The organism is Pantoea sp. 22096 (assembly GCF_052045955.1).
Lineage (GTDB): Bacteria > Pseudomonadota > Gammaproteobacteria > Enterobacterales > Enterobacteriaceae > Pantoea > Pantoea alfalfae.
Window position 1 is genome coordinate 342,044 of sequence record NZ_JBQEPW010000002.1, and the last position, 25,446, is coordinate 367,489.

Here is a 25,446-nt window from a genome sequence, read left to right on the forward strand (position 1 = left end):
TATGGCTGAGTTTTTCATCAGGCGCCCGGTTTTCGCCTGGGTTGTCGCCTTGTTCATCATTCTGTTCGGGATCATTGCGATCCCCAAACTGCCGGTGGCCCGTTACCCCTCGGTTGCACCACCGAATGTCACCATCACCGCGACCTGGGCAGGCGCTTCGCCGCAGACGATGAACGACACCGTCGTCAGCCTGATTGAGCGCGAACTCTCCAGCGTCAAGAATCTGCTCTATTTTGAATCATCCACGGACACCTCGGGTCAGGCGACCATTACGGTCACATTCAAACCAGGCACAGATGCCGAACTGGCTCAGGTTGATGTACAGAACCGCATCAAGACGGTGGAATCCCGCCTGCCGCAGACGGTGCGGCAGAATGGGCTTCAGGTTGAATCGGCTGACACCGGCTTCCTGATGATTGTCAGTCTGACCTCCAAAGCCGGGAAAACAGACAGTGAAGCGTTAAGTGACTACATGGCCAGAAATGTGGTTGAAGAACTGCGCAGACTGCCTGGCGTAGGACGGGTTCAGCTGTTCGGCGCGGAAAGCGCGCTACGCGTCTGGATCGATCCCGCCAGACTGCTTTCACTCAACCTGACGATGAACGACATTTTGCCGCCATCACCCAGCAGAATGCCCAAATGGCCCCGGGACGGGTCGGTGACGAGCCCGCGTTGCCCGGTCAGATGGTTACCCTTCCCTTAACGGTGGAGGGTCAGCTAACCACGCCTGAGCAGTTCGGCCGCATTGTGCTGCGCGCGAATCAGGATGGCTCCAGCGTCAAGCTCTCTGACGTGGCAAGAGTGGAGACCGGTTCTCAGAGTTACAGCATGCTGATGCGTGAAAATGGTCAGAACTCAACGGGTGCAGCGATTATGCTGGCGCCCGGTGCCAACGCGGTAAAGACCGCAGAGGCGGTGTCGACCCGGATGAAAGAACTGAGTCTGTCGATGCCGGAGGATATTCGTTACGCGCTCCCTTTCAATACCGCACCCTTCGTAAAGCTCTCAATCGGGACGGTGATCCACACCCTTCTCGAAGCGATGGTGCTGGTATTCGTGGTGATGTATCTGTTTTTACAGAACATCCGCTATACCTTCATACCCGCCATTGTCGCGCCGATTGCCTTATTGGGCACGCTATCCGTCATGCTGCTCGCTGGCTTCTCCGTCAATGTTCTCACGATGTTTGGACTGGTGCTCGCCATCGGCCTCATCGTTGATGATGCGATTGTCGTGGTTGAAAACGTTGAGCGCATCATGCGTGAGGAGAACCTCAACCCCCGCGAGGCGACCTCAAAAGCGATGCGCGAAATAACGGGTGCCATCACCGGCATTACGCTGGTGCTCACGGCGGTCTTTATCCCCATGGGATTCGTCAGCGGTTCAGTCGGCATTATCTACCGTCAGTTTGCCCTCTCAATGGCGACCGCAATTCTGTTTTCCGCATTGCTGGCGCTGACACTGACCCCCGCACTCTGCGCCACGCTGCTTAAAATGCCTTCCGATCATGCCCGGCGCGGTTTTTTCGGCATGTTCAACCGCGGCTTTGATCGACTGACTAGCCGCTATTCCGGCTGGACAGCCATTACCCTGAAACGCTCCGGCCGAATGATGCTGTTGTTTATTGCACTGTGCGCAGGAACCGGACTGGCATTCAGTCAGCTATCTTCCGCTTTTCTCCCCGAAGAAGATCAGGGCTACTTCATGACGGCGTTTCAGCTTCCAGCGGAGGCAACGCAGCAGCGGACACTGGCTGTGGTGAAAAAATATGAAGATGCCCTGAGTTCGCGTCCCGCCATCGCAACTAATCAATCCATCATTGGCTTTGGCTTTTCCGGCGCTGGGGCAAACACCGCACTGGCTTTCACCGTCCTGAAAGAGGGCAAGGAACGCGGTGATAACACCATCCGGGGGGAAGTTGAATTTGTCGGGCAGGCGATGCGCGACTCACCGGAAGGCACCATCATGACGATGATGCCCCCGGCTATCGAGGAGCTGGGAAACTCTTCAGGCTTTACGCTGAGGCTGGAGGATCGCGCGAATCAGGGTTATGCAGCGCTGGAAGCTGCACAGACTAAGCTTCTGCAGCTTGCCGCTAAAAGCAGCAAAGTCACGCAGGTTTATCCTGACGGCTTGCCGCCGGGAACGACTGTCCGGCTGAATATCGATCGTGAAAAGGCCAATGCCATGGGTGTCTCGTTCACCAGCATCAGCGACACGCTCTCCGCTGCGATGGGTTCGCTCTACGTCAACGATTACCCCAATAAAGGTCGAATGCAGCAGGTGATTATTCAGGCTGAGGCGAAAGATCGTATGCAGATTGATGACATCCTCAATTTGTATGTCCGAAGCAGTGAAAACCGGATGGTCGCGATGAAAGCCTTCGTTACACCGGTATGGTCATCCGCGCCTCTCCAGCAGGTCCGCTATCAGGGTTATCCCGCGATGAGGCTCTCAGGCAGTGCTGCGCCGGGTGTTTCCAGTGGTGATGCTATGAAAGAGATGGAAGCGCTGGCAAAACAGTTGCCGCCGGGTTTCGCGGTTGAATGGACCGGCCAGTCGTTGCAGGAACAGCAGTCTGCTGCACAGGCACCTATGCTGATGGTGCTCTCCATCCTGGTGATCTTCCTGGTGTTAGCTGCGCTCTATGAGAGCTGGGCCATTCCGCTCTCCGTATTGATGGTGATTCCTTTGGGGATCGCGGGCGCTGTCGCTGCCGTGATGATTCGCGGATTGCCTGATGACGTGTTCTTCAAGGTCGGGTTGATTACTGTTATCGGGCTATCGGCCAGGAACGCCGTGCTGATTATTGAATTTGCCAGACAGTTATACCAGGAGGGCAAGAGCCTGCGGGAAGCAGCAATCACCGCGGCCAGAATGCGTCTGCGTCCGATTATCATGACGTCAATGGCTTTCGGATTGGGCGTCGTCCCGTTAATCATTGCCTCCGGACCCGCCAGTGAAACCCAGCATGCTATCGGCACCGGGGTTTTTGGCGGCATCATCAGTGCTACGATTCTGGCCGTTATTTTTGTACCGCTGTTTTTTGTCATCGTGATGACTCTGCGAAATAAGCTGATCACTCATGAAAAATGATATGCAAACTGCGCTTCCAGCGGGTATCTCGTCTGATTTATTGTTTCACAGACCTGATATCATGATGGCAACGGCTGTAACACAATAGCGTTTATAGCGCACCCGGCGGCGCTCTTCAGAATAAGCGCTGAGCCGCCGTCCGGGCCGATTCAGATCGATGACAGGATAAGGATGAATAGCAGCGTGATTTTAATTGTCGAAGATGATGTCGAAATAGCCGCCATATTAACCGCCTATCTGCAGAATGCAGGTTTCACGGTAAGCCATGCGGAAAACGGAGCGTTAGCATTAGCGTTTTGTGCAACATCCTCACCTGATTTGATCGTACTGGATGTCCGTATGCCGGTTATGGACGGCTGGCAGGTCCTGGCCGAAGTGCGTCGCCGGGGAAATATCCCGGTTATTATGCTCACGGCTAATGACGATGATGTGGATAAACTTTCTGCATTACGCATCGGAGCCGATGATTACGTCGTTAAGCCGTTTAATCCTGCTGAGGTGGTGGCACGAGTCCAGGCCGTGTTAAGACGTACCCAGGTTATCACACGCTCGAAAGATATTTACTCGACCCGATCGCTTTCCATTAACCTACAGCAGCACAGCGTTGTTGTTAAACCTGACGGGGTGGATATTGCCTCACGCCTGACAACAACCGAGTTCAGGCTAATCACCCAGTTCGTGCGCGAACCCAGCCGGGTATTTAGCCGGGATGAACTGCTGGAAGCGTGTTTTCCGGAAGGTGACACATTACCACGAACTGTTGACAGCCATATCAGTAAATTACGCAAGAAACTCGATGATGCGGGTGCGTCAGGACTGCTGCAGAATGTGAGAGGCTTCGGATATCGCCTGGGAGAGAGTAAATGAAGCAACGTGGTCTTAGCGGGCAACTGAACTGGCTCATCGTCAAAGTCACGATCTACTCTTTTCTGACCTCCTTTGCCACCTATTCACTTTACCCGACCGTTATCGGATTATTTTCAGGTCAGCTGTTGCCACTCGACTTAGACATGGGGACAACCGGCGACTGGATTACCACGCTGGTGTCGACGCTGTTAACGATAGCCGTCTCGGTGTTTTTTTCTGCCCGCTTTGCGCGCCAGATGATCGTTCCGCTGGAGTCGCTGACTCACAGTGCAAAACGCGTGGCTGAAGGGGATTTAAGCGCGCGAGCCAGTCAAGGTGCCATAGAAATTGGCGAGATTAATGCGCTGGTCAAAGACTTCAACCGCATGGCGGAAACACTGGAAACCCTGTCAAATGATAGCCGGACCTGGAACGCCGCTATCGCTCATGAGTTAAGAACCCCGGTGACGATATTGCGTGGGAGACTTCAGGGCTTAGCGGACGGCATATTTGCGCCCGATCATAAGCTCTTCGTTAATCTGATTCATCAGACTGATGGTCTGACGCGGTTAATTGAGGATCTCAGAACCCTGAGTCTGGCGCAGTCGGGACATCTGCATATTCACTATGAGCGCGTGAATATTAAAAGTGAGATTGAATCGTTAGCTGAACTGGTGAAAGAGGATTTCAAAGCCAGTCACCACTCACTCGTGCTGAAAGTGAATCCGGCTATTATTGAATGCGATGCTTTACGCTTCCGACAGGTGATGCTGGCCTTTCTGGAAAATACCCGCCGTTATTCCATCCCGGGCGTTGTCATGATTTCCTGTGAGCAGGATGCAGCAGGCGTCGCTGTGCACATAGACGATGAGGGGCCGGGAATCGATCAGGATTTTGCCAGGACGATATGGGATGCGTTTGTGCGCACCGATGATTCCCGTTCACGCCTGAGTGGCGGGACAGGCTTGGGTCTGGCGGTTGTAAAAGCCATCGTGCTGGCCCATGGTGGAAAAGTCTGCTGCGAAAAAAACAAATTAAACGGTACGCGATTCTCTTTCTGGCTGCCCGATGCTAAAACAAGTCAACCTGTGCTCAACCCCGTCATCTTATCCTGATGCGCATCATTTCTCGCTTATATCCCATCTGAAAATGATGCCAGCCTGACTTCATGATTAATAATGCATCACCTGCATTTGTCATTGCCCTGGTCATTGCCCTAAAAGCGTAACGACAGGTAACTAACTTCGTGATTCGTGTATCCTGGCGAGCGTAACATCTCAAAGCCTGGCTATGCTCAGCGGAGTTCAACCTGCAACTATGACTATCAGGATATAAAAAGATGAAAAAATTATCAGTTATTGTTATGGCTACCGGTCTGTTTTTGTCTGTGAATTTACAGGCTAACGCCGAAGGATGTCTGAAAGGCGCCGCAGTCGGCGGCGTGGCCGGTCATGTTGCTCATCATCATGGTGTTGCCGGGGCCGCAGCCGGTTGCGCAGTCGGTCACCATATGGCGAAGAAAAAACAGAAAGAGGCCGAGAAAAATCAGCCGGCGCAGAATTAAGCTGGGCTTTGGTTCTGATGTAAAATAGCTGATTGCCGGACACGCTGTTGTCCGGCAATCGCGTAAGACTAATTTTTTTATAAAATAGCAGATAAGAGGTTTGACAGTTTGCGGGATATTATCTTTTAGATTTATCAGGTGTAAAAGGAGCCACGTTGACCGGCAATATTCTTTTTATACTGGCTCGTTAAAAAATAACAGTAGCAGACTTAAGCCATAACCGGCTATTCAGGTATGTTCTTAGCTGATTATTACGTTATTTCCTTCCCTGAGATGTATTCGCTCGACGGCCTAAGCGTCGTGGCTATTGCGCCACTCTTCAATTCGCTCCTTTGAGACTTCTTTTTTATAACAAATCGGTGCATATCCGCCCTGCTTGCTCCATGCGCTGCGCCTGCCACAGCTACTGCCGTTACGTGCGGAGTTAAAGGGGCATGCACAAACACCCGGGTATGAGTCGATTGAATCCTCTATGATGAGCTGGCGAATCTGATCATCGGTTTGCTTAGATGTTTTACCTTCAGATGCGCTAACCCAAAAAATCATCATGCCCATACACAGAGAAAAGACGATTTTTCTGTTATTCATGATTTCCTCCAGAAGTGAGGAGGTTACGTTAACGCAGAATAAAATCGGGCGATCCTCTGAATAAAAGGCTAAAGATTGTCAACCCGGAGGGATGTTCTTCGCCCGGGGGGAAAGTGACTGATTTTACTGAACCAGGCCAATACGTCTTCTGAGAAAATTTGCTGAATCAGACATAAGCCGCCGCCGGGCGGCAGCGGGGAAATAATTATAAAGGCATTACTTTCTGCACCTGATGCTGAAAAACGTAGGGATCGGAGAGCAGTTCAAACTGCTCATCATCCGGATATGTCACGGCAATCTGATACTTATCGCCTGCAAAGGCTTTAATCGCCTCGACGTTTTCCCAGTATGTAGCAAGAAAAAAATGCTCCCATTCACCCTGCGTTTCCCTGCGCACGCAGGCTCCCAGATTTCCTGGTGTCCCTTCTGAATGTTCGACACCGGTCTTTTGCAGGTGAGCCGCAAAGCCCTCCGCATGCCTGAGCGGTACGCATCCGTGCCATGTTCTGACAATCATTTCGCTCTCCTCATGTTGTGGAACGATTTAAAACATAAAAAAAGTTTATGCTCTTTGTCTATGGTAAGAACAGCATGATAATCTTTAACCGCAAAATAATTTCGCCTGATCCATGCCCCACCTTACTACCTGCAGGTTCAGAGAATGTGCCAGTCGCGGCGTTAATCTCGTGACTCGTACTGCTTAAAACTGACTCATGGAGAGAGTTACAGATGAATTCCTGTTCGACACCTCGTCTGGCGCTGATAATCACCAGTGCTTTGGGCTGCATATTTACTTTTTTTGTGTGGCTCAATGAAATCGACCGCACTACCTTTCTGGCACAACCCGTACTTAAAGCACTATGGTGCGCCGTTCTTCCTCTGGGACTGTCCGTTTTTTTGATCATAAAAAAATGGGGTAAGGGGGAGCCTGTGAAAGGCATGATGAATAACATCAAGCTTTTCGCAGGTGCCGTTCTGATGGTTATCTTTTTAGGTTACATGCTGCTCACCACCCTAGTCTGGCTACTTCCGGGTACCATCAGCACCTATACGGCATATAGCGAGTTTTCGGCTGGCAGTCGTAACAGCTGTTCTGGCGTAGATGTTAACGATCCAGATCTGCAAAGACGGATTAAAGTGTGCGAACCTGCGGGCAATTATTTCGGTGGAGGAATGCTTAGTGTTACCAAACGTAGTACTGCGGCAGGCATGACCATTGTTAACTCAGTTCTTAAAGATTGAGACGCAATCCGTCTCTATTCCTCGCCCCGAAAAGACGACCGCAGGCGGGTAAATCGGGCCAGATAATTTTCACTACAGTACTAAATTTGGCAGGCTGCTAAACCCTGTTTACAGACGTCTGACTTACTTCCAGGCGATATAGCCGCCTGGTATGTCGCCTGGAACGCTCCTGAAAGCACGTCATTATGTATGATGTAACTAATTTTAATGGCTGACCCAGCGCGATTAGTTCAGCATTTCGGGAGAATCCCTGTCCTTTATAAAAGCAATCTTAATCGGGTAAACGGAGGCAACCAATATCTCCCATAGTCCTGATCACATCCGCACGCTTAAATGTTTAATTCTGATTTTAAAAAATGATGTATTCAATGACTGCAATATTTACCACAGCCATCAGCACCATTAATTCTGCTTTGTACCCGATATCTTCAGCTGCGCCCTGGCATTATAGAAACGTCGATAGGATAACCAGACGGCGATGATGGTTGACAGGCTGGCGGTGCCTATCAGCATGAACGTCACCATAATCTGATACTTAATCGCCTTGAGCGGATCGATTCCGGCGAAAATCAGTCCGGACATCATGCCGGGCAGGCTGACCAGTCCGACGGTTTTGGCTGCATCCACTGTCGGGATCATCGCTGTGCGAATGCTGTCAGCAATAATCCGGCCTGAGGCGAGCTTCACCGATGCACCCAGGCTCAACATCTCCATAATTTTCTGGTGGTTGTCACTGAAGCGCTGATTCAGGTTGCTGAAACAGAGCCCCACTGCAACCATGGCATTCCCGGCGATCATGCCTGTAATGGGAATGACCTGCATCGGCACAAACGCTATCGCGCCGCTCAGTACCAGAATCGTTAGTGTTATGACGGTGCCGCTGAAGATTGAAACAAGCGCTATCGCAAACGCGTTATCAATATTCTGACTGCGTTTGCGGGCGTTAATCGCGGCATTCACGCAGATAAACAGCACCATCAATACTGTCAGCCAGCGGTTATTGACATCAAAAATCGACTTCAGCACAAAGCCGACGATGACCAACTGAACAATCGCCCGACAAACACTCCAGACAATATCTTTGCCCATGCCAAGTTTTTCTTTCTGGCTGATCAACAGCGCGATGACGACCAGCGTCAGTGACAGCAACAGCGAAGTGTCACTGATATTATGCTGATTCACGCTCGTTTTCCTTCTCTGACGGTTCAAGGCGCAGCACGTGCCCGGCCTGCTGAATATCGCTGACATCATGACTGATCCGTACCACGGCCACCTTTTCTTCAGCTACGATCCGGTTAATCAGTGAAAGTACAGCCAGCCTGTTCTCCTCATCAAGGGCGCTGGTCACTTCATCCAGTAACAGTACGTCAGGCATAAACTGCAGATTGCGGAGCAGTCCGACACGCTGCTTTTCTCCGCCTGAAAGTTGTTCAACCGATTTTTCCAGCATGTCAGGCGAAAGTTTAACGCTTTCCAGCGCAGCAACGAGCTTGTCCCGCTGTGGATTCTGACGGCGAATCTCCCAGGGCAGCGCAAGATTGTCATAAACTGTCTGGCCGAACAGTTGTGGCGTCTGAAAACAGTACGAAACCTGCTGACGATAGGTCTCGGCTTTTAGCGTGGTGATGTCACTGTTCCTGAAAAGGATTTGACCTGTCGTTGGGGTAATAAGTGAAGCAAGGATTTTCAGAAGCGTGCTTTTTCCGCTGCCGGATGGACCGGTCAGTAACACATAATCGCCCTGATTTAACTGCAAAGATACCGGTCGCAGTAACTGGCGGTCCCCGACCGAAAAAGTCACATCCTGCACAGCCAGCAGGGGCAAATCTCTGTCCATATTTACGCCTCGGGGCCTGACAAAATTCAGAATGACTGGAGTTTAGTATCCGTAAAAAGCGGGCGTTATGACTCACAGACTGATTACCGGTAGTGTACTTCCCTGCCCTTAAACACAACCGGAATAGCGCATCAGGGGCATCTACTGAGAGGAAAAGCATAGGGCATTACGCTGCGGCTGTTCATCTTTTGAGAACAATTGTGACCGGCCCGGCTGCAGCCGGTCAAAACTGGAAGCGTGACAGACCTGCCAGGCGAGACTTATTTTTTTTCCCAGCTTGTTGAAACCGGATTGGTTACGCTGTTTTTTTCCTGCGTATAGGTGCCGTTCTGCTGCGCGATAGCCTCGCCGGTATCCACAATCGCGTTCTGAATAAAAACGTTCTGCTTTTCATTTCTGATAAAGGTTAACTGGTGAAAGGCCGTTTTATTGCCCCAGTCGGATGAAGGCAGTGAGATAAAGCGTACGGTGAAGGTTTCATCCTCAAACCTGCCCTGCATGACATAAACGCCGTAATGGTTTTCACCCTGAGAAATGATCTTATAGGTGCCGTTATCGTAGTAATAAATCTCCGCATCCGGAAATGGTTTTTTGTCATACATTTTTCGATAGTGCAGAACCTGTTTGATGGTGGGCTGACCAAAGCTGACGGAAAGCTTGTTACCTTCTGCTGATGTCGTCAGACCTTTAGCGTGAGCACTGCTCATCAGCATTAACAGGCTTGTAGTGATCATGGCGGTGGCTTTCACTCTATTTCTCCTTATCGGATTTGGGGGCCAATAGCGTAAATCACCCACGAACTTACACGGCAGCGGGTGTCTGGTGAAGAGGCAGCTAACACCTTATTACACATTGTTATAATCACGACAGGTGACCAGATTATTTCAGAAGCTCACGTCGGATAAACGTTGCCCGGCTGTCGATTGATGACAACAGCCTAATTAAGCAAACTGGCACCGACATTGACCGATAAACCCAAAATAGCCAGGTTAAAAATAAATGAGATAACAGACTGCAATAACGTCAGCTTACGCATCTCTGTTGTTCCGGTGGCGACGTCCGCCGTTTGCGAGGCAACCGCAATGGTGAATGAAAAGTAGAGAAAATCCCAGTAGCCAGGATTTTTTGTTTTATCCGGAAATCTCAGCGGACTCACGCTGTTATCCCGGTAAAGATAGTGCTGATGGGCATAATGCATCGCAAAGGCGCTGGGTAACATGGCCCAGGATGCAATCAGCGTCAGTGCCGTCAGCAATAAATGCAGCAGTCTCGGCGTGCCGGTGAGACCTTTAAGCGTGGGGAGTTCACTCAGTATGGCCACAATGCTGACGATACAGGCCACGATCACAATGCCCAGCACCAGTGCAGCACTCTGATCCTGCTGTTGAGCAATGCGCCTGATGCCCGTTGCATCGGTACGCAGCATGCGAAACCAGAGAATACCAAGATAGAGCCAGGCCCAGACATTCCAGCTAATCAGTAACCGCTGCATCTGCCCGGGATGATCAGAGAGCAGAAAATAACAGATCAGTCCGGCAGTGATGGAGATCAGCAGTCTCAAACGAGCATAAAGCGTGGAGGTTAAAGATGTCGGCATCGTAAAACCATGGTGGTTTAATCGGAGTGATAACAACTGTAGTTAAAATCAGGTGAAAATCCTGCACTAAGCATTAATTCTTACACTTTTAATGTACCGGTGTGGGTTCAATGCTGAATCATGAAAAGTGTCAAACAGGTCAGCGCAAGGTGTAATGCAGACAGTCGTCACCTGATGCTGAAATCAACAAATTATAGCGTTGTCTCTGACGCGCTTTTTAAGCGACTCTTTCAGGCTATTTGCATAGTTACACAACAATTAATAATCCGGAATCAGTGAGTCAACTCGCAAATAAAATACTGAATGCTTTAACAGTCATCTCTGAAACATTATTTCTGTGAAGCCAGCTGTCTCAGCAGAAGCTATTAATATTTTCCTCTAATGGAAGTAAGTAAGAAATGGCGGGCTCAGGCGTACTGTTTCCTGATAATTCTGAAAGTCAGTGTAAGATGTTGGAAATATAGCGCTGTGATTAAGTATGAGTCTGATTTGCTGTATAATTACGTATTCGTTTACACAAACGCGTTCTCTGTACATAACGGTTTGTGTTTTAATCCTTGAAAGTTGATGAGGCTCTGAAATTTTATGGATGATGTTGATCTGGCCTAGGAGCGCGAAGAAGCGCATCTCGCCGCTTCTCTGGCAGCCCGTAAGACCAAACTTATAAGTCCCAACGGTTTATGCGTCTGGTGCAAAGATGAAGCTGTCGTGGCCGAAACGGCTTTTTGCTCAGCTGAATGCGACGAGGATTATCATAAGTATCGCCGTGAGCAGAGTCAGCGTATTAGCTGATATTCCTGAGTGAGACATGCTCAAATTAGCACTGATCACATCTCTGTCCTTAACCCGACAGGGTGCCTTGCCCGTTATCCGTAAGGTCATCGTTGTCATGTCAGGCTGCATGTTTTTGCCGTAACTGTCGGCAGGACCTTATCAGAGGGCAGAACAGAGACCGGTGTTGATGCTAATTCCCGGTGGTGAAGGCATGCAGACACTGCATGCCTCACTGATTACTTACTCAGGTATTGATTGAAGAAGTCGGTCATCTTCGCAAATGGAATTTTACCCATACGATCGTATAAATCGACATGCGTTGCATCCTTCACGATCAGCAGTTCTTTTGGCCTGCGTAACACCGCCTGTAACACTTTCCGGCCGGGGATCCGGACAAAAACAAAATGTCTGTAACACGGAAGAACTTAACCGGCAGGGACTGAATCGAGAGCGGCCTGCAGCCGGTCAGCGCTTGCCTGCTCGTCATTCTCCATAAAGAAAGCCACCAGTTCCGCAAGCTGAGACGGCGTGACTCCGACATTCATGCTCATATTCAGGTGCGCTTTCAGCTGCGGCTCAGTGCCGGACATGGCGGCCAGCATCCCTACGGTAGCCAGCTCGCGGCTTTTCAAGTCCAGGTTGTTGCGATTGAAAATATCACCGAAAAGATACGTCTTCAGATACGCGTCGGCAGCCCGAGCAAACCCGAACAGGGGGCCGCTGACCGCCTTTCCAGCCAGCGCAGCGCACAGCACGACAACGGAGCAGAGACGCCGTTTCATCAGGTTACGTTCATGACCTGTCTGCTGAGGCGTACTGCTCATCCGTGACCTGCTCCATCCAGTCAACGACCTTGCCGTCCTGGGCTTCGGCGATGGCAATATGGGTCATGGCAGTCTCCGGTGCGGCCCCGTGCCAGTGCTTAACGCCGGTCGGTATCCACACCACGTCGCCGGGCCGGATTTCACGCACGGGACCACCCCACTCCTGCACCAGGCCAGCACCAGCCGTCACGATCAGCGTCTGACCAAGCGGATGCGTATGCCAGGCCGTGCGGGCAGAAGGCTCGAACGTCACGGTAGCCCCGCCGATACGCGCAGGCTCAGTGCCCTGAAAAGGGGAATCGATACGAACCGTTCCGGTGAAATAGTCTGGCGAACCTTTTACGGAGGGTTTTGCTCCGCTTTGCATAATCGTAATCATCGGGGTGATCTCCTTTGCGTAGGTGACTGAAACAGACAGTGCCAGGGACACTGCAGCAACGGCAAGTCTCTTCATGCAGGATCCGTTTTCCAGAGCTGGAAAAGCCGGACGCGGACATCACGCCCGGCACTTTTTAAGTGTAGGCCTGGCAGGATTGGTTGATAAGCCAGGTAAAACTGAATGCTTATGTGCAGGGCATGCAACAATGACAGCTGAAATCCTGACCGCGCACGATCACGCTATTGATTCCATTCTCTGGCCCCGACTAAAGCCTCTGCTGAAACGCTTTCCGGACATTCAGATAGAACTGAGTGTCGATTATTCGCTGACGGATATTGTGGCAGCAGTTTGATGCCGGCATCCGACCGCGTGATGCTCCAGCAGCGAGCTGCATAACCTGATGACAGCCTCTGCGGTGATCACCGCATGCGCCGTCTGTACGGCGGATTCACTGATGATTTGCACTTTATTCTGCACATTCAGCGCAACCAGTGCCTGCGGCAATAAACCAGCAGCCAGTGCGGGCGTCGCAGCAATGCTGAGTGGACGATGCTGCTGATGCGCGATCGCCTGTGCGCGTAAGCGAATCTGGTGCAATGACAGCCGCGCTTTCTGCACATACTGATGCAGTTGCAACGCCTCTTCTGACGGATGGATACGCGGGCCATTGCGAATAAACAGCGGATAACCCAGCGACTGCTCTAATTCCTGAATCAGGCGAGAGACGGCGGGCTGCGAGCGGTTTCGTGCTTTGGCCGCCGCAGTGACGCTGTCCGCAGAAATTACGGCCGGGAAGGCTTCCAGCTGACGCAGATCGAGGTCATTTAATAAGGTCATAGCAAGAGTACTTCCCTAAGTCATTGATCGTTCCCGATAATCACCCGGGAAAAATCCATCATAAAGAGAGTCAGGCAAATCAGCCACAGTGAAAAATCGCGAAGCCCCTGGCATTAATGACGGCATAACGTGACCGTCGGGTGGCCTTGCGTCTCCTGACTCCCACCCGTTTTTACACTCCAGATCGCGACACGCTAATCCAATGAGCTCAGTGGCATTTTCAGTCCAGGCTAGAATTCAATAGGTAAGCGTCAGCATAAAACCGAGTTAACGGCGCGACTCATCATAAAGAGGACGGAAATATGAAATTCGGTGTGATATTTGAAGATACTGGCGTCGAAGAGGAACATGATTTTGATTCCAAACCTGTTGCCGGCGATTTAGTGACGTTAACGCGCGACGGGGTTGGCAAAGATTATATTGTTATCATTGAGCCTGACCCGGACCACACCCATGATGACGGGCGTGACGGGCATCCAACAAAGGCCAGAGTCCGGCCCGCTTAGCGCACGGTAAGACGCTATTAACCGCCCTCTGAGGCGGTTTTTAGCCTGCTTGCATGGAATAAGGACGACTTGCTTACCTTAGCGGCTTTAGCGCTACATCAGCACGATACCACAGCGTTTCAGAAGCAAAGCCCAGAGTGCGAAAAGCAGGAGAGTGATAGCGCAGGAGATGAGCAGCGTCAGCCAGAAGCCGGTGCGCTGATAGAGAAAAGGGAACAGAATAAACATGGGCAGTATCGGCACCACATACCAGAAGGTGTACCAGGCATGAGCACTAATTTTTGCCTGGGTCTGTCCTTCTACCTTCATCCAGATAAGCATTAGCACGGTAACCAGAGGTCAGGCCGCAAGTAAGCCGCCCAGGCGATCGCTACGTTTAGCCGCTTCTGAAATCAGCACGACCATAAAAGCCGTGATAGCATATTTCGATATCAGCCAGAGCCTGATTGTTCTCAATATTCCTGTTCATCCGACACCTGAGTGCCGGACCGTTTACAATCGTCCCGCTCCGGGATGTCAGCAGACGCAGTTACGGCATCATCCTGCGCAGCGTGTCATCTTTCAGAAAATAGTGATGGAACAGCGCCGCCAGCGCATGCAGACCGATTAACCAGTATCCCAGCGGGGCAAGAGTCTCGTGCCAGCCAATCAGCATACTGGCCGTGGCAGGATCGGGCGATGTCGCCACAGGCATATTGATCCCAAACAGGGCCCACTCTTTGCCACGCAGGTAACGCGAGCTCAGCCCGAGAATCGGTAAGACCACAAACAGCGCATAAATCAGTGTGTGCACCAGATGTGAAAGACCGATCTGCCAGCGTGCCACGGGCGGCGTAATCGGCGGCGTTACAGCACGGGTACGCAGCCAGAGGCGGGCTATCATCAGGATCATGACACAGAAGCCTGCGGAAAAGTGGGTGATCATCACTGCATTTCGCTGCCAGGTTCCCTTCTCTGCCATCCAGCGCAGTTCGATGGTGGCATAGGCGACGATAATCAGTAAAACCGTCAGCCAGTGGAAAAGAATTTGCGAACCCCGGTATTTCTTCAGCATAGATAAACTTCCGTCACTATTTTTTTGCGTCACTATACCAGTTATTTATTAGATGTTTATTAAGCGATTACTGGCGCGTTATGACAGGCCACACGGCTTAATGATACAGGCTGATAAGGACCAATCTGCCTCAAACGCAACGCAGGATCAGCTACGTGCCACAGAGATAGCCTGTGGTTAAGAGTGCCTGCCGCTGACATATTGCCTGCGGCGCTCAGCATTCGATTTCCTCTTGTCCTGCAGGCCCACTGAGCAATTTCATGCGTATGAATATCCCGTTAATCCCTAAGGCTAATCAGGCTTTTTAGTTCATTACGCCTTTAACATTCAGCGCTGTGGGTATAAGAAGTTTATGATTTAACACAGCGATAAATCTTAAACTTAACCTGATGTTCATCCTGTAAAATGGCGAAAGCATGCAGCTGACGCGCTGCGTGCCGCCATAAATACACTCCGCACTGGAACGATTAGCCCGCCCTGTGCGAATGTTTCTTTAAGTCAAATCCGCGCCCTGCCGCCATGACCCGCTTGCGCCTCGCTTAACTTTAGTACCAGCGTAAATAAGAGTAAAAATAACGCGCGTTACCGTAACCTTAGAACTCTACATTTCTCATGCAAAAACAGTAACTTCTCCTCTCATTAGAGTTCGCCTATGCTGGCTGCTCACGACATTTTGCGTCAGAGGGATTTGCTATGTTTAACGTACCCGCAACCTACAGTGCAGAGGCTGTTGAGTGCCTTTACGAAGTTATCGACATACTCAACCTGAACGGCGCACGATGCCACGTTATCTTTGATAGTCAGGCGTCCCGCGCCGCGGTGATCGAGGCAGATACAACAGAGCAACTTGGCGAAATGCGCTACCCTGTGCTGGCTGTGCTTGAGATGGAGCGCGTCACCAGCATTAATACCCTACTGCGTATTAAATCATTCTGGACCGATTCAGACGGTGCTCACCCTGAAATAGCGTCAGGCAGCCTGGCGAACGCGTTATATAAAGCGCTGACACTGAAAAAACATATTACGCTGGTGGGATTGTAAATCAGGCTAATAAGGAGCGCGCGCGTTGAGTTCCCCTGGAGCTCAGGCTGTTCAGACACGCGGCAAGAATGTCCTGGGCTGTTGAAGCACTGTGGGAAATATTCATAGAGGACCAAATCTGATCAGCAATGCTATCAGAGATAAATAAGTGCAAATAAATACGGGAACCGCAAACAAAGACTATATGCGCGCTTATTACAATCCGTTTTCCCCCATTTTACTGAAAGCGTTCTGAACTCGCGCGCATCATGATTTTGGTTATAAAGAGTGATTAAGTTCTCGTCAGCACCAAAGGTGTACAGCTACGTTGGATGAAAAACTACCCGGCATGCTCAGCAGAAAACGTCAGGTAATTTTCGGGTGTAATAAGCTGATAAGGCACCCAGTTAAGCGTCTCAACTTTCTTCTTATCCAGCAGCGCTTTGGTCACCTGGACCGCACCTGTGGCCTGTCCTCTGGCATCCTGAAAAATAGTCAGCGCCATCTTGCCGTTTTTAATGAACTGCTGACCGTCCGGTGTTCCGTCGATACCGGCCACGAGAATTTTTTCATTCTTCGCCTGGTTTAACGCCATGATGGCACCGATTGCCATCTCATCGTTATTTGCGGCGATGGCATCAATCGGACGCTGATTCAGCAGCCAGCCTGACACGACATCTACCGCTTCATTGCGCTGCCATTTCGCCGTCTGCTTCTCAATGACTTTCATGTTCTTATATTTGCTGATAACGGCTTCTACCGCGCGGGTACGTTCCCGAGCCTCTTCATTCGACAGCGCCCCCATAAGAATGGCCACATTGCCTTTGTAGTTCATTTTTTTTGCCAGTGCTTCCATCTGCATTTCGCCGCCCAGCGCCGAATCAGAGCCGACATACGCCATGTTTTCGGGCAATTTCACTTCCGGTTTTCGGTTCACAAAAACCAGCGGAATACCGGCCTTTTTTGCCGCATTAATCATCGGCAAGACGCCCTGGGTATCGACCGGATTAAGAATAATGGCGTCTACGCCCTGGTTGATAAAGTCATCTACCTGCTGCACCTGCAGCGCGACATCACCTTTGGCATCGACAAACTGGCTGTTGAGCTGGCTGGCTTTCAGCTCCTGTTGCATGCGGCTACGAAGTATAGAGACAAAGTTAAGGTCGAAGTTAGCCAGTGCGACGCCAACGGTAAGGGTTTTGGCGTTGCCACTGACACTAAACAGCAGGACGCATAGGCAAAGAAGGAGGTTTCTGATGTTCATAGTGTGTTCCTGTAGGGTTGAGGTTGTTATTGTTTTCATTAACTTTATTTTGCGTCGGGCAACAGGCAGATATCCGACGCACTGCGCTTACAACGTAAAGTGATCGCGGAACTGCTGGATAGCCGCTGTACTATCGCCACTGGCCCAGCCCTCCATAGCCACTGTGCCGCTGTAACCCATCTCCTGCAGCGTCCGGGCGATAGCACGGTAATTGATCTCCCCGGTGCCCGGCTGCTGGCGGCCAGGTACATCGGCAACCTGAATTTCTCCGATGGCGGAACCGCAGCGCCGCAGCAGTTCAATCAGATTGCCTTCGCCAATTTGCGCATGGTAGAGATCCAGATTCATCTTCAGCGCCGGGCTATTGACCGCCTCGACCAGCGCCAGCGTCTCAGACGCCAGGGCAAAGGGTGTGCCTGGATGATCGACCGGCAGGTTAAGGTTCTCGAGTGTGAAAACCCGTCCGGCTCGTTCGCCAAGAAGCGCAACCTGCCGCAGCGTATCGGCGGCCTTCAGCCACATTGCGCCGGTTACCGTTGTCACGGGTTTTACCGGCAGACCGCGATCGTCAAGCCCGGTGCCATGCAGATTCAGTACCGGACAGCCGAGACGTGCAGCTACGGCCAGCGACGCTTCAGCGCTTTGCAGCAGTTGCTGGATTTCCGTCTCATCCGTCAGATTACCGCTCAGATAACCGGTCATAGAGGTAAAGCGCGCACCGGTCGCGACCAGCGCATCGATATCCTTGCTGGCCCATCCCCAGATTTCGACGCCAAAACCCAGTTCGTGAATGCGTTTTACGCGCTCAACAAACGGCAGTTCCAGAAATACCATTTCAGCGCATACGGAAAGTTGATAAACGGCCATCAGCGAGCTCCCAGCTTAACCGGCAGGTTGCGCTGCACAGATTCGATACAGGCCAGCGCGATTTCCAGCGCGTTTCGCGCGTCTTCGCCGGTGGCGCGGGGCGTTTCACCGCTGCGGATACAGTGAGCAAACTCACTCATTTCTGCCACGTACGCTTCGCGCAGCAGATCTGAATCCAGTCTTGACGTATCGACCGAAATTCCGCTGGCGGTATAACGCACGCAGTGATTGGCATTGATGTGGCCCGCCTGAAGCATGCCTTTGCTGCCAAAAACCTCGCCACGCACGTCGTAGCCGTACACCGCCTGAAAGTTTGCCTCAGCAATCGCGATGGCGCCGTTGTCGAAGCGAATAGTGACAACCGAGGTATCCAGCAGGCCTTTATCTTTAAAGTCTGGCCGCACCAGTGCATCGGCCAGCGCATAGACTTCAACCGGCTTCGCGCCGTGATTGAAGTGCAGCAGGGTGTCAAAATCGTGAATGAGGGTTTCAAGGAAAATTGTCCACTGCGGAATCGGGGCGGGATCGTTCAGGCCCGGGTCACGGGTTACCGATCGGCTGAGCTGCGTCGTACCATTCTCGCCGTTTTTCACCGCCGCAATCGCCGCAGCAAAGCCGGAATCAAAGCGGCGATTAAAGCCTACCTGTAACACCACGCCGGCCTGTTTTGCCGCCGCGATAGCGCGATCGGCCTCCTCCAGCGTCACTGCCATTGGCTTTTCACAGAACACATGTTTGCCGGCATTAGCCGCCGCAATCACCCACTCTGCATGTGTCCGGGCAGGAGCCGCAATCGCGATAGCGTCAATTTCATCATCCTGCAGCAGCGCATGCAGATCGCTGTACGCTTTGCTGACCCCAAGTCGGCTGGCGAGCTTTTCCGCCGCGCCAGGAAACGGATCGGCCACGGCTGCCAGGGTGGCGCCAGGCACGCGCCAGGCCAGATTTTCGGCATGAAAACTGCCCATGCGGCCTGCGCCAATTAAACCCACACGCACTGTTTGATGGTTCATAAAAACTCCTTATTATTTCGCTTTAGCCCAGGCGGGCGAGGACGGGTGTTGATGAGATCGTTGCGCATCAGCGGCGAAACGACGGGATTTGGAGAGCATCAGCGGCTCAATATGCTCAAGTGAAACGCCCCGGGTTTCCGGTAAAAAGCGGCGGACAAACCAGAACGCGATAAGACATCCCACCGCACACAGCATCAGCGGGAAGCCACCATGAAAGTGTTCCGTCAGCACCCGGCTGCGGTTCATCATCGGGAAGCTTTGGGTAACGATAAAATTCGCGACGTACATTGAGGCAAACGCAAAGCCCATCGCCACGGCACGAATACGATTAGGAAAGATTTCAGAGATCAGCAGCCAGGCACCCAGGCTCCAGGAAAGGCCAAATATCAGTACAAAGGCTAATAGCCCCATCACTGGCAACATCCCTCCAGCATCGGCGATAAATGCCCAGGCGGTGAAGACCATAGAGAGCGCACATCCCAGTGCTCCCCAGCGCAGCAGCAGCGTCCGGCCCAGACGATCGATGGTACTCAGACAAACGGCCACACCAGCCAGCAGCGCAAGTCCAGGGAAAATGCTGTGAAACAGGGAAGACTGGGTACTGCCGGTGATGTTTTGTAAGAGTGACGGCGCGTAATAGAGCAGGATGTTGATACCGGAGATCTGCTGCAAAATGGCAATGGCACAGCCAATCAGCAGGATATAGCGTGCCCGTGCATCCCGCAGAATGCCGGGCTGGCTGGCCCGGGCGTTGTCATGCTGATGTGACGTCAGGATCTCCTGTAACAGTCGCTCGGCGTGCCGGGCATTTGAAAGACGGGTCAGCACGTCGAGGTCGCGATCTTTTTTACCGTTCAGCGCCAGCCAGCGCGGCGACTCCGGCATAAATGGCACCAGCAGCAGGAATAGCGCACAGGGCACCACGCCGGAGGCCAGCATCCAGCGCCAGCCTTCACTGACAATCCACTGATGCGGCATACCGCGTGCAATCAGGTAATTCACGATATAGACCGTTACCTGTCCACCGACCATCAGCATCTGCTGCAGGCCGAGCATGCGGCCCCGCCAGTCTTTCGGTGAAACCTCCGCGATATAAAGCGGCGTAATCGCTGATGCCATCCCGACTGCCAGCCCACCTGTCAGCCGCCAGAGAACAAACCCGGTCAGAGAACTCGCCAGCGCAGCACCTACTGCGAAGAGCAAAAAAAGTATGGCGGTGAGGATCAGTGTTGATTTGCGGCCAATACGATCTGAAATGAAGCCCGCGCCCCATGCGCCAACGATGCAGCCAGTAATGACATTCGATACTGCCCAGCCACTCTCCCACGGGGTTAAGTACAGATGTTCTGTCAGCGGCTCGATAACGCCGGAGATAACGGAAGCGTCATAACCCAGAATGACGCCACTGAGTGAAGCAATGGCGCAGATAAACAGAATCAGCCGTAAATTATGTTTGCACATAACAACTTATTTCCCTTCGCTTGTTTGGTTCAGGTAACTGCATCCACAGTTGCAAAGGTGATGCCAACCGAAATCCGGGAAATTTTGTGAGCGCTGCCACAGCCCCACCTCACAAATTTGCAACAAAATTTACATGTCAACTTAACATGTCCATAAAATGGGCATTTGATCCCGTGAGGTGGCGTGTGAGTCAGCAACTGTTATTACGCGATGAGAGCGAAGCAATTTTCAGCCTGCCGGACAGGGAAGACGCTGACGGCTGGGATGCGCTGTTATGGCAGAGCTGGCAGCGTTTCATTCAAGGCGAACAGCCACCTGCGCTGCGACAAACTATTCTGCATTCCTGGCAGCGTTCGCAGCAGTACGCTATCGATCCGCACTGCTTTATCTATACCGCTCCGCCAGCCAGTGAGCTGACGGCAATTCTCGAAAACAATGCAGAACTGATTCTTGTTGCGCGCAGCATCATGGAAAATTTGCTCGCCTATAATCCGGATGGGCACATTAACCTCACCGACGCACAGGGGGTAACGCTCCATTTTTGCGGGGCCGACCTGACACCGGTCGGCAGTATTCTGCGTGAAGAGGTATTGGGCACTAACTGTACCGCGCGCTGCCTCATTGAACAGCGGCTGGTGTACGTGCTGAGCGGTGAGAACTGGAAGTTTGATCTGCGCAAACGTCGCCGACAGTGCGCTGCGGCACCGGTCCGCAATGAAAATGGAGAGTTGATTGGTGTGCTGACCCTGACCGCCACGCCGGATAATTTTAACGCCCACACGCTGGGTACGGTTCAGGCGGCGGCGGAAGCTGTCGGGCAGCAACTGATGTTACGACGCCTGCTGGCTGAACAACAGTCCATTCTGGAGACGCTGAATGAAGGCGTTATTGTCTGTGATAAACAGGGACGCATCAAAACGCTTAACCGCTATGCGCGCCAGATTTTCAGCGGGCTGGAACCACGCGATACTCCGATTGATGAACTGCTGCGACCGCAGGCCGGATCGCTGCTGACCATGCCTTTCTGTAATGACCTTGAGCTGCAGTTCAGGCCAGCAGGCCTCGCTCCCCTCTCCTGCCTGATATCGTTAATGCCCGCTCCGGATGGCGGACGCGTGCTGTCACTGCGTGAAAATCAGCGTATCCGCGCGATTACACGACGTGTAATGGGTGTGAACGCCAGTTACACGTTTGAAATGATCCGCGGCCACTCATCACGCCTGCAGCAGGCGATCCATAAGGCACGCGTCAGCAGCCGTACCGACAGCACAGTGCTGCTCAGCGGCGAAAGCGGCACCGGTAAAGAGTTGTTTGCTCAGGCCATTCATAATGCGAGTCCACGCCATCAGGAAGCCTTTATCGCTCTGAACTGCGGCGCACTCCCGCGTGATCTGGTGCAAAGCGAGCTGTTTGGCTATGCCGATGGCGCCTTTACCGGTTCACGTCGTGGCGGTTCACCGGGCAAATTTGAACTGGCTGACGGCGGAACCCTTTTTTTGGATGAGATTGGTGAGATGCCACTTGAAGCGCAAACCAGCTTATTGCGTGTTTTACAGGAGAGCGAAGTGCTGCGTATTGGCGCTGCGCAGCCGGTGAAAGTTAATGTGCGCATTATCGTAGCAACCCACTGCAACTTACCTGAAGCCGTAGAGAAAAACGCGTTCCGGCGCGATCTCTATTATCGTCTGAATGTGATTTCACTGGAAATCCCACCATTGCGCGATCGTCGTGAAGACATTCCGGAACTGGTGAACATTTTCATTCAGGCACTCTGCACGCGTCTGAAGCGTATTCCACCGGTGGTCGCGCCCGAGGCAATGACATGTCTGCAATCCTGGGATTGGCCTGGAAATGTGCGCGAACTCGAAAATGTCATTGAGCGTGTCGTTAACCTGAGTGAAGGATTTGAAATTACCCGATCCGATTTGCCGGAATCGCTGCAGGAGAATTTACCCAGTGATGTGTCCGAAGATATGCCATCCTCACTGCAAAATCTTGAGCGTATGCATATTTTACAGGTTGTAAGTGATCAACACGGGAATCTGCGTCAGTCGGCCCAGTTGCTGGGCATTTCACGAACAGCGTTATACAACAAGCTGAATGGCTGGGAAATCGATTACCGTGCTTTCAGAAAAAACATGCCTTAATCTCTGCAATGGCCTGACTGATTAGCGGCATAAAATCGTACCCGCTGCTGGCCAGCAAAATGCCGCAAATCACCCAAATCACGATAAATACTCCCGCCGTTATGCGACTGACAGGACCTCTGCTGGCCGACACTGCGCTTTCCCGATGCTCATGCATGACTTCGGCTGGAATGAGATGCACCACCAGCATGATGCCTGATGGCACGATGATCAGGTCATCGAGATAGCCAATAATCGGAATGAAGTGGAGATCAAGTCGATGGGGGAAACGGCTTTACGCATCTGTATAGCTGCACCTTTTACACGCGTGCTGCGTGCTAAAAACGATCTTACTCATCAATTCTTAGCATCAGAGATATTCGCATCCCAGACTTTCATCACGGCGGATACCGCCGCATCCAGTTCTTTACCGCTTGCCCCATCCCGGGCTTCCGTTGACAGGCCGAGTTCAAAACTGTGGAGCGTTGCCGCCAGCGCCCGCACGTCTGTACTGGCAGCCAGCTGTCCCGCCTCTTTCGCTCTCGTGACACATCGCAAAAATCCCGCCCTTGTCCGTTCGCGCTGCACAGTCAGAATTTCACGGATGTGATCATTAGCGGGTGAACAGGTATTCACGGACAGCGCAATCAGGCAGCCGCTGGGATGCCCCGGTTCTGTCTGCATTTTTGCCGAACGGCGCAATGCCAGTTCGACAGCTTCGCGAGGCTCAAACGTGTCATCCCACAGGCAAGCGTTAACCTGGCCGTAAGTCGACGCATAGCATTCAACCACCTCCTCAAACAGCGCCTCTTTTGATCCAAACGCAGCGTAAAAACTCGGTGCGGTAATACCGTTACCGAGGTTCGACTTAAGCATGGCAAGCGAGGTGGACTCGTAGCCATACTGCCAGAAAAGGGTCATCGCCTGACGAATTGCCTCATCACGATCAAATGTCCGTGGACGTCCCATCTGAGCCATATCCGCTCCTGTTTTTACCTGTCAGATTTAAATACTAATCGATACATATGTGCTTGACAAGGCTCAGGCCGGCCTATAGCTTCAGATATATACCAATCGATACATTAATCAGAAAATTTTTTGCCACAAGGGTTTTCACGCTATCAACGATTTAAAAAGGGGCTCACGTGCACACCACTTCAGAATTCCATGAAACCACCCCCCAGCGGGGTCTGCCTCTGGCTTCCCTGCTGGCCTTTGCCATGACGGGCTTTATTGCCATCCTGACAGAGACACTACCGGCAGGTCTGCTTCCGGAAATCGGCGAAGGCCTGAGTGTTACTCAGGTGATGGCGGGCCAGCTGGTCAGTATTTATGCGCTGGGATCGCTGCTTGCGGCGATCCCGTTAACGGTGCTGACCGGTGCATGGCGGCGTAAAAAAGTTCTGCTGCTTGCCGTCGGCACCTTTCTGATTTTCAACACCATTACCACCCTTTCGTCCAGTTACTGGCTGACGATGGCGGCCCGTTTTATGTCGGGTGTGGCAGCCGGACTGGCATGGGGGATCCTGGCAGGCTATGCACGCCGCCTCGTTCCTGCTGCGTTACAGGGTCGCGCACTGGCTATTGCTATGGTTGGCATACCGGTGGCTCTGTCGCTAGGTACGCCGGCAGGCGCATGGCTGGGCAGCCTGATAGGATGGAGAGTGCCCTTTGGGATCATGGCAGCCCTGGCCGTGATTCTGTTCATCTGGACATGGATCGTGGTTCCTGATCTGCCGGGGCAGCAGTCAGGCCGTGGCCTCCCTGTGTGGAACGTTTTCCTGATGCCCGGCGTCACACCCGTTCTGGCGGTTATCTTTCTGTGGATGACGGCACACAACATTCTTTACACCTTTATTGGCCCGTTCCTGCAGCTGTCGGGACTGGCTGCAAACGTCGGACTTATCCTGCTGGTTTTTGGCATTGCGGCACTTATCGGCATCTGGATTACCGGAATGCTGGTAGATCGCTATCTGCGCAATCTGGTTCTGCTCAGCCTTGCGGCCCTGGCGGTTGTCTCTGTGGTGCTCGCCGCAGGCATGCGGCAACAGGTTCTCGTCTTTCTGGCCGTCATCGTCTGGGGATGGTCGTTTGGCGGCGCGTCAACTCAGATGCAGACGGCCGCTGCCGACTCGGCGGGCAATTATGTCGATGTCGTTCAGGCGATGGTGACTACCGCATGGAATCTGGCCATTGCCAGCGGCGGGGTCGTTGGCGGGCTGCTGCTCAATAATGCCGGTGCTGAGTCATTCCCCTGGGCGCTTCTGGCCTTTATGGCTGTTGCGTTTGTCATCGCGTGGCGTGCGAAAAAGCACGCCTTCAGGCCTGGCGTCAGAGGCAGTTCAGGGAAGTCGTAGCCGCGTAAATTGTCTGAAACCACACATTTCTCTAATTTGCTTTGCAATCTGCGACACGGATGTCCGCCTGAAGATGCTGAGCAAAATGGCGTTCCTGCATCGCATTGCGATGAGGAACCTTGCCTGAAACGGACTAACAAAACAGGTCACTTTTATTTCAGGAAAAGTTCTAAGGACATCACCTTTTGGCTGTC

General features: G+C 52.2%; 22 protein-coding genes and 5 pseudogenes. 10 read left to right on the top strand and 17 right to left on the bottom strand.

The window, feature by feature from the left end; all coding sequences use genetic code 11:
• Position 1: 1 nt before the first annotated feature.
• From ACTJKZ_RS11810 to ACTJKZ_RS11825, 4 genes and pseudogenes are all read left to right on the top strand, one after another.
• Positions 2-3,096 (top strand): annotated as a pseudogene (locus tag ACTJKZ_RS11810) (multidrug efflux RND transporter permease subunit).
• Between the two features lie 171 nt (positions 3,097-3,267).
• Positions 3,268-3,963, top strand: coding sequence for a response regulator (locus tag ACTJKZ_RS11815; protein WP_440829623.1), 696 nt, complete (start codon positions 3,268-3,270; stop codon positions 3,961-3,963).
• Positions 3,960-5,057 (top strand): ATP-binding protein, encoded by a 1,098-nt coding sequence (locus ACTJKZ_RS11820; RefSeq protein ID WP_440829624.1) that lies wholly within the window; start codon positions 3,960-3,962, stop codon positions 5,055-5,057. The genes ACTJKZ_RS11815 and ACTJKZ_RS11820 overlap by 4 nt, the downstream gene beginning before the upstream one ends.
• A 224-nt stretch (positions 5,058-5,281) precedes the next feature.
• Complete coding sequence (locus tag ACTJKZ_RS11825; protein WP_161736935.1) at positions 5,282-5,506, top strand: hypothetical protein; 225 nt, start codon at positions 5,282-5,284, stop codon at positions 5,504-5,506.
• Positions 5,507-5,797: 291 nt separating this feature from the next.
• On the opposite strand, the gene ACTJKZ_RS11830 is transcribed toward ACTJKZ_RS11825, so the two are convergent.
• Both ACTJKZ_RS11830 and ACTJKZ_RS11835 read right to left on the bottom strand, forming a co-directional pair.
• Positions 5,798-6,094 carry a hypothetical protein gene (locus ACTJKZ_RS11830; protein WP_405038674.1) on the bottom strand — a complete coding sequence of 99 codons (297 nt, stop codon included), beginning with the start codon at positions 6,092-6,094 and terminating at the stop codon, positions 5,798-5,800.
• 205 nt (positions 6,095-6,299) lie between these two features.
• On the bottom strand, positions 6,300-6,611 hold the full coding sequence (locus tag ACTJKZ_RS11835; RefSeq protein ID WP_440829625.1) for a hypothetical protein: 312 nt from the start codon (positions 6,609-6,611) through the stop codon (positions 6,300-6,302).
• 212 nt (positions 6,612-6,823) lie between these two features.
• On the opposite strand from ACTJKZ_RS11835, the gene ACTJKZ_RS11840 reads away from it, so the two are divergent.
• Positions 6,824-7,336, top strand: coding sequence for a hypothetical protein (locus ACTJKZ_RS11840; RefSeq protein WP_161736937.1), 513 nt, complete (start codon positions 6,824-6,826; stop codon positions 7,334-7,336).
• A 402-nt stretch (positions 7,337-7,738) separates the two neighbouring features.
• On the opposite strand, the gene fetB is transcribed toward ACTJKZ_RS11840, so the two are convergent.
• From fetB to ACTJKZ_RS11875, 7 genes and pseudogenes are all read right to left on the bottom strand, one after another.
• On the bottom strand, positions 7,739-8,518 hold the full coding sequence (gene fetB, locus ACTJKZ_RS11845) for an iron efflux ABC transporter permease subunit FetB (protein WP_161736938.1): 780 nt from the start codon (positions 8,516-8,518) through the stop codon (positions 7,739-7,741).
• Positions 8,505-9,173: an iron efflux ABC transporter ATP-binding subunit FetA gene (gene fetA / locus ACTJKZ_RS11850; protein ID WP_285088614.1), complete on the bottom strand. Its 669-nt coding sequence runs from the start codon at positions 9,171-9,173 to the stop codon at positions 8,505-8,507. The genes fetB and fetA overlap by 14 nt, the downstream gene beginning before the upstream one ends.
• Before the next feature lie 260 nt (positions 9,174-9,433).
• Positions 9,434-9,922: a hypothetical protein gene (locus tag ACTJKZ_RS11855; RefSeq protein WP_222925787.1), complete on the bottom strand. Its 489-nt coding sequence runs from the start codon at positions 9,920-9,922 to the stop codon at positions 9,434-9,436.
• 188 nt (positions 9,923-10,110) lie between these two features.
• Positions 10,111-10,770 carry a DUF1345 domain-containing protein gene (locus tag ACTJKZ_RS11860; RefSeq protein WP_161736497.1) on the bottom strand — a complete coding sequence of 220 codons (660 nt, stop codon included), beginning with the start codon at positions 10,768-10,770 and terminating at the stop codon, positions 10,111-10,113.
• Between the two features lie 1,010 nt (positions 10,771-11,780).
• A pseudogene (locus ACTJKZ_RS11865) lies at positions 11,781-11,897 on the bottom strand (alpha/beta hydrolase); the annotation flags it as partial.
• Between the two features lie 72 nt (positions 11,898-11,969).
• On the bottom strand, positions 11,970-12,326 hold the full coding sequence (locus ACTJKZ_RS11870) for a carboxymuconolactone decarboxylase family protein (RefSeq protein ID WP_440829626.1): 357 nt from the start codon (positions 12,324-12,326) through the stop codon (positions 11,970-11,972).
• A 10-nt stretch (positions 12,327-12,336) separates the two neighbouring features.
• Positions 12,337-12,822: a (R)-mandelonitrile lyase gene (locus ACTJKZ_RS11875; RefSeq protein WP_440829627.1), complete on the bottom strand. Its 486-nt coding sequence runs from the start codon at positions 12,820-12,822 to the stop codon at positions 12,337-12,339.
• On the opposite strand from ACTJKZ_RS11875, the pseudogene ACTJKZ_RS11880 reads away from it, so the two are divergent.
• A pseudogene (locus tag ACTJKZ_RS11880) lies at positions 12,821-13,121 on the top strand (LysR family transcriptional regulator); the annotation flags it as partial. The gene ACTJKZ_RS11875 and the pseudogene ACTJKZ_RS11880 sit on opposite strands and share 2 nt — an antisense overlap.
• Here the strand turns inward: ACTJKZ_RS11880 and ACTJKZ_RS11885 are convergent.
• A pseudogene (locus tag ACTJKZ_RS11885) lies at positions 13,111-13,584 on the bottom strand (LysR family transcriptional regulator); the annotation flags it as partial. The pseudogenes ACTJKZ_RS11880 and ACTJKZ_RS11885 overlap by 11 nt on opposite strands.
• A gap of 302 nt (positions 13,585-13,886) precedes the next feature.
• On the opposite strand from ACTJKZ_RS11885, the gene ACTJKZ_RS11890 reads away from it, so the two are divergent.
• Positions 13,887-14,090 (top strand): hypothetical protein, encoded by a 204-nt coding sequence (locus ACTJKZ_RS11890; RefSeq protein ID WP_013196355.1) that lies wholly within the window; start codon positions 13,887-13,889, stop codon positions 14,088-14,090.
• A gap of 93 nt (positions 14,091-14,183) precedes the next feature.
• On the opposite strand, the pseudogene ACTJKZ_RS11895 reads toward ACTJKZ_RS11890, so the two are convergent.
• Positions 14,184-14,495 (bottom strand): annotated as a pseudogene (locus ACTJKZ_RS11895) (DUF3147 family protein).
• Positions 14,496-14,619: 124 nt separating this feature from the next.
• Positions 14,620-15,144 carry a cytochrome b561 gene (gene cybB, locus ACTJKZ_RS11900; protein WP_222925784.1) on the bottom strand — a complete coding sequence of 175 codons (525 nt, stop codon included), beginning with the start codon at positions 15,142-15,144 and terminating at the stop codon, positions 14,620-14,622.
• A gap of 693 nt (positions 15,145-15,837) precedes the next feature.
• Between cybB and ACTJKZ_RS11905 the strand changes: the two genes are divergently transcribed.
• Positions 15,838-16,185 (top strand): hypothetical protein, encoded by a 348-nt coding sequence (locus tag ACTJKZ_RS11905; protein ID WP_161736492.1) that lies wholly within the window; start codon positions 15,838-15,840, stop codon positions 16,183-16,185.
• A 319-nt stretch (positions 16,186-16,504) separates the two neighbouring features.
• Here ACTJKZ_RS11905 and ACTJKZ_RS11910 read toward each other — a convergent pair whose 3' ends face one another.
• From ACTJKZ_RS11910 to ACTJKZ_RS11925, 4 genes are all read right to left on the bottom strand, one after another.
• A complete protein-coding gene (locus ACTJKZ_RS11910) occupies positions 16,505-17,428 on the bottom strand; it encodes a substrate-binding domain-containing protein (RefSeq protein WP_440829628.1) in 924 nt (307 codons plus the stop codon).
• Between the two features lie 87 nt (positions 17,429-17,515).
• Positions 17,516-18,295 carry a TIM barrel protein gene (locus ACTJKZ_RS11915; RefSeq protein ID WP_253418100.1) on the bottom strand — a complete coding sequence of 260 codons (780 nt, stop codon included), beginning with the start codon at positions 18,293-18,295 and terminating at the stop codon, positions 17,516-17,518.
• The gene (locus ACTJKZ_RS11920; RefSeq protein ID WP_161736489.1) at positions 18,295-19,308 is read right to left on the bottom strand and encodes a Gfo/Idh/MocA family oxidoreductase; all 1,014 of its coding nucleotides are present in this window, start codon (positions 19,306-19,308) and stop codon (positions 18,295-18,297) included. Before ACTJKZ_RS11920 ends, ACTJKZ_RS11915 begins: the two co-directional genes overlap by 1 nt.
• 12 nt (positions 19,309-19,320) lie before the next feature.
• Entirely contained in the window at positions 19,321-20,769 is a 1,449-nt protein-coding gene (locus tag ACTJKZ_RS11925; protein ID WP_440829629.1) for a sugar porter family MFS transporter, read from the bottom strand.
• A 185-nt stretch (positions 20,770-20,954) separates the two neighbouring features.
• Here ACTJKZ_RS11925 and ACTJKZ_RS11930 point away from each other — a divergent pair, with 185 nt between their 5' ends.
• Positions 20,955-22,916, top strand: a complete 1,962-nt coding sequence (locus tag ACTJKZ_RS11930) for a sigma-54-dependent Fis family transcriptional regulator (protein WP_371876257.1) — start codon at positions 20,955-20,957, stop codon at positions 22,914-22,916.
• 336 nt (positions 22,917-23,252) lie between these two features.
• Here ACTJKZ_RS11930 and ACTJKZ_RS11935 read toward each other — a convergent pair whose 3' ends face one another.
• Positions 23,253-23,873, bottom strand: a complete 621-nt coding sequence (locus ACTJKZ_RS11935; protein ID WP_440829630.1) for a TetR/AcrR family transcriptional regulator — start codon at positions 23,871-23,873, stop codon at positions 23,253-23,255.
• Positions 23,874-24,115: 242 nt separating this feature from the next.
• Between ACTJKZ_RS11935 and ACTJKZ_RS11940 the strand changes: the two genes are divergently transcribed.
• Complete coding sequence (locus tag ACTJKZ_RS11940) at positions 24,116-25,252, top strand: MFS transporter (RefSeq protein ID WP_440829683.1); 1,137 nt, start codon at positions 24,116-24,118, stop codon at positions 25,250-25,252.
• Positions 25,253-25,446 lie beyond the last annotated feature (194 nt).